This window comes from Pseudomonas sp. SWRI68 (assembly GCF_014269165.1).
Classification (GTDB): domain Bacteria; phylum Pseudomonadota; class Gammaproteobacteria; order Pseudomonadales; family Pseudomonadaceae; genus Aquipseudomonas; species Aquipseudomonas capeferrum.
This window is the reverse complement of record NZ_JABWRU010000008.1, coordinates 56,925-69,695: the sequence shown is the minus strand read 5'-3', so window position 1 is coordinate 69,695 and position 12,771 is coordinate 56,925. Positions and strand designations below refer to the sequence as shown.

The 12,771-nt window shown below is 63.4% G+C and carries 7 protein-coding genes; 4 read left to right on the top strand and 3 right to left on the bottom strand.

Annotation, left to right across the window (positions count from 1 at the left end; translation table 11 throughout):
- Positions 1-168: 168 nt before the first annotated feature.
- Positions 169-4,074 (bottom strand): ATP-dependent RNA helicase HrpA, encoded by a 3,906-nt coding sequence (gene hrpA / locus HU770_RS13930; protein WP_186663927.1) that lies wholly within the window; start codon positions 4,072-4,074, stop codon positions 169-171.
- A gap of 445 nt (positions 4,075-4,519) precedes the next feature.
- Here hrpA and HU770_RS13925 point away from each other — a divergent pair, with 445 nt between their 5' ends.
- The gene (locus tag HU770_RS13925) at positions 4,520-5,884 is read left to right on the top strand and encodes a glutamine synthetase family protein (protein WP_033700192.1); all 1,365 of its coding nucleotides are present in this window, start codon (positions 4,520-4,522) and stop codon (positions 5,882-5,884) included.
- Between the two features lie 25 nt (positions 5,885-5,909).
- The gene (locus HU770_RS13920; protein ID WP_186658102.1) at positions 5,910-7,217 is read left to right on the top strand and encodes an FAD-binding oxidoreductase; all 1,308 of its coding nucleotides are present in this window, start codon (positions 5,910-5,912) and stop codon (positions 7,215-7,217) included.
- A gap of 167 nt (positions 7,218-7,384) precedes the next feature.
- On the opposite strand, the gene fadD1 is transcribed toward HU770_RS13920, so the two are convergent.
- The gene (gene fadD1 / locus HU770_RS13915) at positions 7,385-9,082 is read right to left on the bottom strand and encodes a long-chain-fatty-acid--CoA ligase FadD1 (protein ID WP_186658103.1); all 1,698 of its coding nucleotides are present in this window, start codon (positions 9,080-9,082) and stop codon (positions 7,385-7,387) included.
- A gap of 265 nt (positions 9,083-9,347) precedes the next feature.
- Complete coding sequence (gene fadD2, locus HU770_RS13910) at positions 9,348-11,036, bottom strand: long-chain-fatty-acid--CoA ligase FadD2 (RefSeq protein ID WP_186658104.1); 1,689 nt, start codon at positions 11,034-11,036, stop codon at positions 9,348-9,350.
- A gap of 224 nt (positions 11,037-11,260) precedes the next feature.
- Between fadD2 and HU770_RS13905 the strand changes: the two genes are divergently transcribed.
- Positions 11,261-12,205 (top strand): alpha/beta hydrolase, encoded by a 945-nt coding sequence (locus HU770_RS13905; RefSeq protein WP_033699684.1) that lies wholly within the window; start codon positions 11,261-11,263, stop codon positions 12,203-12,205.
- Positions 12,206-12,240: 35 nt separating this feature from the next.
- Complete coding sequence (locus HU770_RS13900) at positions 12,241-12,711, top strand: MaoC family dehydratase (protein WP_033699686.1); 471 nt, start codon at positions 12,241-12,243, stop codon at positions 12,709-12,711.
- Positions 12,712-12,771: the final 60 nt, after the last annotated feature.

Genomic DNA, 12,771 nt, shown 5'->3' with positions numbered 1-12,771 from the left:
TCTGGTCAAAGGCCATCGCCACGGGGCGCTGGCTGGAAACATGACTGAATAATGGCACTTTAGTGCCAATTCAAAGGCGAGGGCCGCGCCCTTGTGGGCACGGGTTTACCCGCGAAGGGCCGCAATGCGGCCCCCAAACGCCTTGAAGTGTGCCACAAATCAAGGCAGTTAGCCTTCCACCTGGCTCCACTGTTTGCTCAATCGCTTGTCAGAAATCGGCACTTTCGTCCCCAGCTGCTGCGCGAACAACGACACCCGGTATTCTTCCAGCAACCAGCGGTACAACGTCAGTTGCTCATCGCGCTTGCCCTCCTGGGCGTGCTTGTCGGCGCGTTTCTTGTACTGGGCCCAGAGGTTGGCCAGCTCGCCGCTCCAGACGCGATCCTTCTGCACCTGCGAGCCCAGCTTCTCCAGGCGCAGCTCCACGGCCTTGAGGTAACGCGGCAGCTCCTTGAACCAGGCACCCGGGGTTTCGCGCACGAAGCCCGGGTACACCAGGTTGGCCAATTGTTGCTTGATGTCGTTCAGCGCCACCGCCTGGCTCAGGTCGATCTTGCCCTTGAAGCGCTTCTGCAGGCCATGCCACAGCTTGAGCACCTCCAGGGTCAGGCGCGCCAGGCGCTCGGCATGCTCGGCCCAACTGCCACGCTTGCGCTCAGCCAGCCCGGCCAAGGCCGCACCGTCACGGGGCAGCGGCTGTTCGCCTTCAAGGATGCAGCTGTCCAGGCTGGCCAGCAGAATGTCTTCGACCAGCGCCTCGACACGGCCCAGCTCGCGGTACAGCAAGCCCAGTTCGGTCAGCCCGGGCAGCTTGCCGCGCAAAAACTTGGCAGGCTCTGCCAACTGCTGCAACAACAGGCGCTGCAAGGCGCGGCGGTGCTGGAACTCGGCTTCGGCCTGGGTCGAGAAACGCCCTTCGCGAACAGTGCCGTTTTCCTCCACCAGCGCCGGGTACACGGTCATCGACAGACCGGCGATCTTCTGCTGGGTGGTCTGCGCCACTTCGCTGAACGCTTTCGCCTGCACCGGCCGTTCGGCGTTTTCGCTGCGTGGCACCGCCAGCGCGGCCTGGCTGGCAGCGGCGAAGCGCGCGGTCAACTCGGCCAGGTCGCGGCCTTCGCCAAGGAACTTGCCCTGGGCATCGACCACTTCGATGTTCATCCGCAGGTGGCCTTCGACCAGGCTGACAGATTCTGCCCAGGCCTCGTCGGAAACACGTGCACCGGTCATGCGCAGCAGCTCCTGGCCCAACGCCTGGGGCAGCGCGCCCTGGCCGAAAGTCATGCGGGCCAGCGAAGCTTTGACGAAGTCCGGCACCGGCACGAAATTCTTGCGCAGCGCCTTGGGCAGGTTGCGCACCAGCGCCACGCACTTGGCTTCGAGCAGGCCCGGCACCAGCCACTCCAGGCGCTCGCCCGGCAGGCTCGGCAACAGCGGTGCCGGTACTCGCACCGTCACGCCGTCGCGCGGGTGGCCCGGTTCGAAGTGGTAGCTCAACGACAGGCGCAAGTCCCCCACCTGCAGGCTGTCCGGGTACTGCGCTGCGGTGACTTCGCTGGCCTCTCGGGCCAGCACGTCTTCCTCGCGCATGATCAGCAGGTTGGCGTCCTTCTGGCTGGTCATGCGGTACCAGGCATCGAAGGTCGCGGTCTGGTGGATGTCCTCGGGCAGGCGCGCTTCGTAGAAGGCGTAGAGGGTCTCTTCGTCGGCCAGAATGTCGCGCCGGCGGGCCTTGGCCTCCAGTTCGTCGAGCTGTTCGAGCAGGCGCTTGTTGGCCGACAGGCACTTGGCCCGCGACTGGATTTCGCCGCCCACCAGCCCCTCGCGAATGAACAGCTCCCGCGATGTCACCGGGTCGATCGGGCCGAAGTGCACCGGGCGGCGGCCAACCAGAATCAGCCCGTACAAGGTGATCTGCTCGTACGCCACCACCTGCCCGCGCTTCTTCTCCCAATGCGGTTCGAAGTGGTTCTTCTTGACCAGGTGGGCCGCCAGCGGCTCGATCCAGTCGGGCTCGATGCGGGCGACCATGCGCGCATACAGCTTGGTGGTTTCCACCAGCTCGGCGGCCATCACCCACTGCGGACGCTTGCGGCCCAACCCCGAGGACGGGTGGACCCAGAAGCGCCGTTGGCGGGCACCTTGGTAATCGCCCTCCTCGGTCTTCTGGCCGATCTGGCTGAGCAGGCCGCTGAGGATTGCCTTGTGCATCCGTTGGTAATCGGACGGTTCCTTGTTGACCGTCAATTGCAGGTCACGGCAGATCAGCGCCAACTGGCGGTGGGCGTCACGCCATTCGCGCAGGCGCAGGTAATTGAGGAAGTTCTTACGGCACCAGTTGCGCAGCGGGCTGGCAGTCAACGCCTGGCGCTGCTCCTCGAAGCCCCGCCACAAATTGACCAGCGCGGCGAAGTCGGAGTCGACGTCCTTCCACTGGGCATGCGCCTGGTCGGCCGCCTGCTGGCGCTCCGGCGGCCGCTCGCGCGGGTCTTGCACCGACAGCGCACTGGTGACGATCAACACTTCCTGCAGGCTGCCCTGACGGGCGCCTTCAAGCAGCATGCGGCCTAACCGTGGGTCGATGGGCAAACGCGCCAGTTGCCGCCCGAGCGGGGTCAACTGGTTTTCGCGGTTGACCGCCGAGAGCTCCTGCAACAGGTTGAAACCATCGCTGATAGCCTTGCCATCTGGCGGCTCGATGAACGGGAACGCATCGATCGCACCCAGGCGCAGGTGCAGCATCTGCAGGATCACCGCCGCCAGGTTGGTGCGCAGAATCTCCGGGTCGGTGAACGCCGGCCGGCCGTTGAAATCCTCTTCGCTGTACAGACGCACGCAGATGCCAGGCTCGACCCGGCCGCAACGGCCTTTACGCTGGTTGGCACTGGCCTGGGATACCGCCTCGATCGGCAGGCGCTGGACCTTGGCCCGGTAGCTGTAGCGGCTGATGCGGGCGGTGCCGGTGTCGATCACGTAGCGAATGCCCGGCACCGTCAGCGAGGTCTCGGCAACGTTGGTGGCCAGGATCACCCGGCGCCCGGTATGCGACTGGAAAATGCGCTGCTGCTCGGCGGGTGACAGGCGTGCATACAGCGGCAGAATCTCGGTATGGCGCAGTTGCGCCTTGCGCAGGATCTCGGCCGCGTCGCGGATTTCCCGCTCACCCGGCAAGAAGATCAAGACATCACCCGGCCCCTTGCCCTGGCTGCGCTCGTGTTGCGCCAGTTCATCCAGGGTGGCGAGGATGGCCTGGTCGACGGTGAGGTCATCCTCGATCTGGTTGCCTTCCTCGTCCTGCTCGCTGGTCAGCGGGCGGTACCAGGTTTCTACCGGGAAGGTGCGCCCGGAGACTTCAATGATAGGTGCACCGTCGAAGTGCTTGGAGAAACGCTCGAGGTCGATGGTCGCCGAGGTGATGATCAGCTTCAGGTCCGGGCGGCGGTGCAACAGGGTCTTGAGGTAGCCGAGCAGGAAGTCGATGTTGAGGCTGCGTTCGTGGGCTTCGTCGACGATGATCGTGTCGTAGCGTTCGAGAAAGCGGTCGTGCTGGGTTTCAGCCAGCAGGATGCCGTCGGTCATCAGCTTGACCAGGGTGTTGGAATCACTCTGGTCCTCGAAACGCACCTGGTAACCAACCAGCCCACCAAGCGGCGTGCCGAGTTCTTCGGCGACACGGGCGGCGACGCTGCGCGCAGCAATCCGGCGTGGCTGGGTATGGGCAATCAGGCCATGGCTGCCGCGCCCCAGCTCAAGGCAGATCTTCGGCAACTGGGTGGTCTTGCCCGAGCCGGTCTCACCGGCGATGACCAGCACCTGGTGCTCGGCCAGCGCCTTTTTGATCTCGTCACGCTTGGCTGCAATGGGCAGGCTGTCGTCGTAACGCACGGTCGGCACGCTTTGCTGGCGCGCGGTAACCTGGGCGCAGGAGGCCTGGACCTTTTCCGCCCACTGGGCGAGCTTGGCTTCGTCGGGGCGCTTGCGCAGCTCATGCAGTTGCCGACGCAGACGATGGCGGTCGGCGATCATGGCGTGGTCGAGGTTTTTCAGGAGCTGGTCGATGGCTTGATCTGTCATGGGGCTTTTTAGTGATGCAGGTGGGCCTGCTTTTTCATGATCGGCATTTGAAGAGGCGCGATTGTCGCAGATTTGCCCGTTCTCTGCTGGCTCCTGCACCCAGCACCTCGCCGCAAATGTTTAGCCGACACCGATGTAAAGGTTGCCATTCACTGCTTTAATCAACCTTACGCCGCATGTGAGTATCAAAGGCATGATCCCTGCCCCGTTCACCGTGCCCCCGCAGTCCCGCCCTTCGCTCCCGAAGGCCCGGACCCGTGCCGGTGAAAATCCGCTGGTGCACATCATCCTCGCGTTCTGGGCCTTGTGGCACTGTCGCCACGCACGCCCACCGGATACTTCGCTCACGCATCACTGACCAAACCCGGCCCGCTGCTGGCCGATCGTTTCAGTTTGACCCCACGGTTGCCCGCGGCGGTCATGTGCGCCCATGAGCGAATCCGACATGCACTTTGCAAACCCCGAACACGCCAGCCAGTTCCTGGCCGACAACCCCGATATCGAGCTGATCGAACTGTTCATCCTCGACGCCAACGGTGTACCCCGCGGCAAGCTGCTGCACCGCGAGGAACTGCTGGCGGTGTACCAGACCGGTCGCCCGCTGCCCAGCACCATCATGGGCCTGACCCTCAACGGCGATGACGTCGAAAACTCAGGCCTGGTCTGGGATGTCGGCGACATCGACTGCCGCGCCTACCCGCTGGAGGGCAGCCTGGTACGCCTGCCGTGGCGGCGCGTGCCGACCGCCGCAGTGCAGGTCAGCATGCACCCCAGCGAGGGCCTGCCGGCCAGCATTGCCGACCCGCGCCATGTGCTGCTGCGCACCATCGATGCACTCAAGGCTGACGGCTACCACCCGGTGATGGCCTGCGAGCTGGAGTTCTACCTGCTCGACCAGAAGCGTGATGCCCAGGGCCGACCGCAGCCTGCCCTGGACAACGACGGCGGCCGGCCACGCAGCACCCAGGTGTATGGCCTGCGTGAGCTTGAGCAGATCGAGCCGTTTCTCGCGGACCTCTACGCTGCCTGCAAGGCCCAGGGCATTCCGGCCCGCACGGCGATCTCCGAGTATGCACCCGGCCAGGTGGAAATCACCCTTGAGCACGGCGATGCCCTGGCGGCAATGGACCAGGCCGTACGCTACAAGCGCCTGGTCAAAGGCGTGGCCCATGCCCATGGCATGCAGGCCTGCTTCATGGCCAAACCCTTCGCGCAACTGGCCGGCACCGGCATGCACATGCACCTGAGCCTGGCCGACAGCGCCGGCAACAACCTGTTCGCCAGCGAAGACAAGGCCGGTACGCCACTGTTGCGCCAAGCGGTGGCCGGCATGCTGCGCCACCTGCGCGATTCGCTGTTGTTGTTCTGCCCCAACGCCAACTCGTTCCGCCGCTTCCAGGCCAACAGCTACGCGCCACTTGCGCCGACCTGGGGGGTCGACAACCGCACGGTCAGCCTGCGGGTACCAGGCGGCCCGGCCAACAGCCGGCACGTGGAGCACCGCATCTGCGGCGCCGATGCCAACCCGTACCTGGCGGCAGCGGCAATCCTCGCCGCCAGCCACCGAGGTATTCGCGAACAGCTGGACCCTGGCGCCCCCGTTGAAGGCAACGGCTACGCCCAGGCCACCGAGCACCTGCCCACCGACTGGCTGACCGCCCTGGATGCCCTGCAGCATTCGGACTGGGCGCGCGAAGCACTGGGCGCGGACTTCCTCGGCGTGTACCTGAAGGTCAAGCGCGCCGAGTACCGCCAGTTCATGGCCGAAGTCAGCGAGCAGGACTGGCGCTGGTACCTGCACCAGGCTTGAGCCCCATTCATAACAAGGAACACCCATGAACGCAGCACTGAACCAGGGGCCGGCCCAACGTGCGCCGTCCTATTACAACGCCACCCTGAATGACCATACGCAGTACCCGACCCTCAAGGGCACCGAGCAGGTAGACGTGGCGATCATCGGCGGTGGGTTCACCGGCGTGGCCACTGCCGTGGAGTTGGCCGAGCGCGGCCTTAAAGTGGCTATCGTCGAAACCAACCGCATCGGCTGGGGTGCCAGCGGGCGCAATGGCGGGCAGGTGACCGGCAGCTTGTCGGGCGACGAAGCCATGCGTACACAGATGCGCAACCGCCTGGGCAGCGAGGTGGATGATTTCATCTGGCACCTGCGTTGGCGCGGGCACCAGGTCATCGAGCAACGGGTGGCCCGCTACGGTATCGACTGCGACCTCAAGCGCGGCCACCTGCATGCGGCGATGAAACCGTCGCACCTGAACGAGCTGCGCGGGTTCGAGGCCGAAGCCCAGCGTCGCGGCATGGGCGACCAGGTGCAGATGCTCGACCGTAACGCCATGGCCCAGCACCTGCAAAGCCCGCTGTACCTGGGTGCATTGAAGAACCGACGCAACCTGCACCTGCACCCGCTCAACCTGTGCCTGGGCGAGGCGCGTGCCGCCCATAGCCTGGGGGCACTGATCTTTGAAAACTCAGAGGTGCTGGACATCGTCCACGGCCCGCGCCCGGCAGTAGTGACAGCCCAGGGGCGGATCGAAGCCCGCCAGGTGATGCTGGCGGGCGATGTCTATCACAAGCTGGAACAGCGCAAGCTCAAGGGCAAGATCTTCCCGGCCATGGGCGGCATCGTCACCACCGCACCGTTGGGCGAGCTGGCCGAGCAGATCAACCCGCAGGACCTGGCGGTATACGACTGCCGTTTTGTCCTCGACTATTACCGCCTGACCGCCGACAAGCGCTTGCTGTTTGGCGGCGGCGCCAACTATTCCGGGCGCGACTCACGCGATATCGAAGCAGAGCTGCGCCCGTGCATCGAGCGCACCTTCCCGGCGCTCAAAGGGGTACCGATCGAGTTCCAGTGGAGCTGCGCCATGGGTATCGTGGTCAATCGCATCCCGCAACTGGGCAAGCTCTCGGACAATGTCTGGTACTGCCAGGGCTATTCCGGGCATGGCATTGCCACCAGCCACATCATGGGCGAGATCATGGCCGAAGCGCTGACCGGGACTCTGCAGAAGTTCGACACCTTTGCCCAGTGCAAGCATGTGCGGGTGCCAATGGGGGAACTGCTGGGGAATCCGCTGTTGGCGGCGGGAATGTGGTACTACCAGATGCTTGAAAAACTGCGCTGATCGACGCGCGTGCTGGTGTAGGAGCGGCCTTGCGTCGCGAAAGGGGCGCGTAGCGGCCCTAGATTTCAGCTTCGCCGCATAGTTTCAGCTTCGCCGCATAGATTGTCGGGGCCGCTTTGCGGCCCTTTCGCGACGCAAGGCCGCTCCTACATCGATCGCTGCGTGGGTTAGGCGATCTTTTTGAGGCCTTGCTTCTTCAGCTCTTCGTCACGCAATTCACGGCGCAGGATCTTGCCCACGTTGGTGGTCGGCAACGTATCGCGGAACTCGATGTAGCGCGGCACCTTGTAACCGGTGACGTTGGCACGCATGTGCTCCATCACCTGCTCCTTGGTCACGGTCATGCCCGGCTTGACCACGATGAACATCTTGATCACTTCACCCGACTTCTCGTCCGGCACACCAATGGCCGCGCACTGCAGCACACCGGGCAAGCCGGCGAGCACGTCTTCCAGCTCGTTGGGGTACACATTGAAACCCGAGACCAGGATCATGTCCTTCTTGCGGTCGACGATGCGCATGTAACCGTCCGGCTGAATCAACGCGATGTCACCGGTCTTGAGCCAGCCTTGGCTGTCGAGGATCTCGGCGGTGGCGTCCTCGCGCTGCCAGTAGCCCTTCATCACTTGCGGGCCTTTGATGCACAGTTCACCCACCTCGCCCAGCGGCAGTTCATTGCCACTGTCGTCGATGACCTTGCACAGCGTCGAGGGCACCGGGATACCGATGGTGCCGACCTGGTTGGCCTCGGACGGGTTTACCGCAGCCACCGGGCTGGTTTCGGTCATGCCGTAACCTTCGCAGATGGCACACCCGGTCACGGCCTTCCAGCGCTCGGCCACGCTCAGTTGCAGGGCCATGCCGCCAGACAAGGTGATTTTCAGCGCCGAGAAATCCAGGGCGCGGAACCCCTCGTTGTTGCACAGGGCGACGAACAAGGTGTTGAGGCCGACGAAGCCGCTGAATTTCCACTTGCCCAGCTCTTTGACCATCGCCGGCAAATCACGCGGGTTGCTGATGAGCACGTTGTGGTTGCCGATCAGCATCATCGCCATGCAATGGAAGGTGAAGGCGTAGATGTGGTACAGCGGCAGCGGCGTGATCAGGATCTCGCAACCTTCATGCAGGTTCGAGCCCATCAGCGCCCGGCACTGCAGCATGTTGGCCACCAGGTTGCGGTGGCTCAGCATCGCGCCCTTGGCCACGCCCGTGGTACCGCCAGTGTATTGCAGCACCGCAACGTCGCTGCCTTGCGGGTTGGCTTCGGTAACCGGCTGGCCCTTGCCCAGTGCCAGGGCGTCGTTGAAGCGCACGGCACGCGGCAGGTTGTAGGCCGGCACCATCTTCTTCACGTACTTGATGACACTGTTGATCAGCAGGCGCTTGAGCGGCGGCAGCAGGTCGGCCACTTCGGTGACGATGACATGCTTGACCTGGGTCTTGGGCAGCACTTTTTCAGCCAGGTGGGCCATGTTGGCCAGGCACACCAGCGCCTTGGCGCCGGAGTCGTTGAACTGGTGCTCCAGCTCCCGCGCGGTGTACAGCGGGTTGGTGTTGACCACGATCAGCCCTGCACGCATGGCACCGAATACCGCTACCGGGTATTGCAGGACATTGGGCAGTTGCACGGCAATGCGATCACCCGGTTTCAGGTCGGTGTGCTGCTGCAGCCAGGCGGCAAATGCCCCCGACAGCGCATACAGTTCGCCATAGGTGATAGTCTTGCCCAGGTTGCTAAAGGCCGGTTTGTCGGCAAAGCGTTGGCAGGATTGCTTGAGTACCGCCTGGATATTGGGGAATTCGTCAGGATTGATTTCCGCCGTAATCCCGGCTGGGTATTTATCCTTCCAAAAATGTTCGATCATGGAAGCCCACTCCTTCAGCAACAGCGAAGTTCGATTCACGCGTCGATGCGCTTATTATTGATATGTGATGACGGCTCATTGCAAACCGGATCATCTGAAAGCGGCCCGAGAGTAACAGCTTTGCCAGGGGTCGCCTAGAGGCCAAAACAGGCCTTACGGTCACAAAAATGACTCAATGAACAATACAGGTCATTTTTAGAGTAATTATCCAAAATGTCGCAAAACGGGCCGAAAGGCCCGCTCTAGAGGCGTATTTGCAGCCTTGTCAGGCAATGTCACGCAGCTCGCGCCGCAGAATCTTGCCCACCGGTGTCATCGGCAGCGAGTCGCGCAGCACAATGTGCTTGGGCACCTTGTAACCGGTGAAGTTGGCCTTGCAGTAAGCCTTGAGCTCATCCACGCTGACCCCGCCCTCACGCGGCACCACGAACAGTTTCACCGCCTCGCCGGAGCGCTCGTCGGGTACGCCGATGGCGGCGCAACTGGCGACTTGCGGATGGGCCATGATCACGTCCTCGATCTCGTTGGGGTACACATTGAAGCCCGAGACGATGATCATGTCCTTCTTGCGGTCGACGATACGGGTGAAACCATCCGGGTCGATCACCGCGATGTCGCCGGTCTTCAGCCAGCCCTGGGCGTCCAGGGTCTGCGCCGTGGCCTCCGGTTGTTGCCAGTAGCCCTTCATCACCTGCGGGCCCTTGATGCACAGCTCGCCCCGCTCGCCCAGCGGCAGCTCGTTGCCATCGTCGTCGATCACCTTGAACGCCGTGCCTGCCACCGGGATGCCTACCGTGCCCAGGCGCGCCAGCTGGCCATAGGGGTTGGTGCTGGCTACCGGCGACGTCTCGGTCAGGCCGTAGCCTTCGACGATACGGCAGCCCGTGAGGCTCTCCCAGCGCTCGGCGGTGGCCTTGACCAGCGCGGTGCCGCCAGAGTTGGTGACCTTCAGCGCGGAAAAGTCCAGTTGCCTGAAGCCTGGATGGTCCATCAGCGCGACGAACAAGGTATTGAGCCCCAGCAGGCCGGAAAAACGCCACTTGCCCAGCTCCTTGACGAAGCCGGCGATGTCGCGTGGGTTGGTAATCAGCACGTTGTGGTTGCCTGTGACCATCATGCACATGCAGTTCGCGGTAAACGCGTAGATGTGGTACAGCGGCAGCGGCGCGATCATCACCTCCTGGCCTTCCTTGATCATCTTCTGCCCGTCTGGCCCGTGCTGCGAGAAACACGCCAGCACCTGGAGCATGTTGGCCACCAGGTTGGCGTGGGTGAGCATGGCGCCCTTGGCCAGGCCAGTGGTGCCACCGGTGTATTGCAACACGGCGATGTCGTCGAGGCTCAGCGGCACCGGTTTGTGGCTCAGCGAACGGCCCTCACGCAGCACCTGCTTGAACGACACCGCCTGGGGCAATTGATAGGCCGGCACCATCTTCTTCACTTTGTCGACCACGGTGTTGACCAGCCAGCCCTTGGCGGTGGGCAACAGGTCGCCCATCTTTGCTTCGATGAGGTATTCGATGCCGGTATCGGGCAGCACTTCCTGCACGCGCTTGCCGAACATGTTCAGGTACACCAGGGCACGGGCGCCGGCGTCCTTGAACTGGTGGCGCATTTCACGCTCGGTGTACAACGGGTTGGTGTTGACCACGATCAGGCCCGCGCGCAACGCACCGAACACGGCGATCGGGTACTGCAGCACGTTGGGCATCTGCACGGCGATGCGATCGCCCGGGGCCAGGTCGGTATTGTGCTGCAGCCAGGCTGCGAAGGCCGCCGACTGGCGCTCCAGCGCCGCGTAGGTCAGGGTGACGCCGAGGTTGCTGAACGCCGGGCGGTCGGCAAAGCGCTTGCAGGAGCGTTCGAACACCTCGACGACAGAGGTATAGGCATGGATATCGATGGTGGAAGGCACGCCCGCAGGGCGCTTGTCATTCCAGAAGTCGGCTTGCATTTATTATTGTTCCTCTGCCTGGACCTGCTACCGGTAGCGGGTCATGTAATCCTTTGACCTGGTCGCCAATGGCAAACAGGCGTTGAACCGACGTTAGCAGGTAAGCCGAAGGCGGCATATACGCCAAGCTCCGCCATTAACATTGTGAATCTTATTTGTGCCCTTCCTGCAATCCAGCCGGTTGCGCATACACTGTGCGCGTACCCCTGCGCAAAGGACCGGCCATGCCCCACGACGCCTTCTGGCTACCCGCCAGCGAGCATTGCAGCCTCTATGTGCACCAATGGCTGCCGACAACCCCGGTGAAGGCCGTGGTGTTGCTGGCCCATGGCATGGCGGAGCACGCCGGGCGCTACCGGCGCCTGGGCCAGGCATTGAGCGAGGCCGGCTTTGCGCTGTTCGCCGCCGACCAGCGCGGCCATGGCCGCACCGCCGAGCTGGGCAGCCTGGGCCTGTTCGCCCGCAATCATGGCTGGAATGCCGTGGTCAATGACCTGGGCTTGCTCGCCCAGCACATCGGTCAGCAGTACCCCGGCACACCGTTGTTCGTGTTTGGCCACAGCATGGGCAGCTACATCGCCCAGGCGTACCTGCTGCACCACAGCGCCAGCGTGCAGGGGGCGATCCTCAGCGGCTCCAACTTCCAGCCGGCTGCGTTGTACCGGGTGGCGCGGCTGATTGCCCGGCTGGAGGCCTGGCGCCAGGGGCCGCTGGGCAAGAGTGCGCTGATAGACTGGCTGTCATTCGGCGCGTTCAACAAGGCCTTCAAGCCTAACCGCACGGCCTTCGACTGGCTTAGCCGCGACCCTGGCGAAGTGGACCTGTACGTGAATGACCCCCTGTGTGGCTTTCGCTGCAGCAACCAACTGTGGCTCGACTTGCTGCAAGGCTTGGCGCAGATCAGCCAGGCAAGTACCCTCGCGCAGATCGATCCGAACCTGCCATTGCTGGTGATTGGCGGCGAATGTGATCCGGTCAGTGCCGGCAAGCGTCTCACCCATCTGGCCGACGCGCTGCGCGCGACCGGCAACCGGCATGTACAGCTGCGCGTCTACCCACAAGCGCGGCACGAAGTGCTCAACGAAACCAACCGTGACGAGGTCACCGCCGATATTCTCGGCTGGCTCGAACAGGCGCTGGCCCTTGGCCGCCCTGCGCGCAGTGAATGATAGGCACCCTCGCCCCACCGCTTAAGGAAGCCCCGATGTCCCAGGTCACCAACACGCCTTACGAAGCCCTTGAGGTCGGCCAGAAAGCCACCTATGAGAAGTCTGTGGAAGAACGCGACATCCAGCTGTTCGCTGCGATGTCCGGTGACCACAACCCGGTGCACCTGGATGCCGAGTTTGCGGCCAAGAGCATGTTCCGTGAACGCATTGCCCATGGCATGTTCAGCGGCGCGCTGATCAGTGCCGCAGTGGCCTGCACCCTGCCTGGGCCTGGCACCATCTACCTGGGCCAGAAGATGAGCTTCCAGAAGCCGGTAAAAATCGGCGACACCCTGACCGTGCGCCTGGAAATCCTCGAGAAGCTGCCCAAGTTCAAGGTGCGCATCGCCACCAATGTGTACAATCAGAACGATGAGCTGGTCGTCGAAGGCGAGGCCGAAATCCTGGCGCCGCGCAAGCAGCAGACCGTCGAGCTGGTATCGCCACCGCATTTCGTGGCCAGCTGATTTCAGCACCGGCCGCTTCGCGGAGGTTCGGGGCGCCGAACCTCCGCGAAAAGGGCTGCA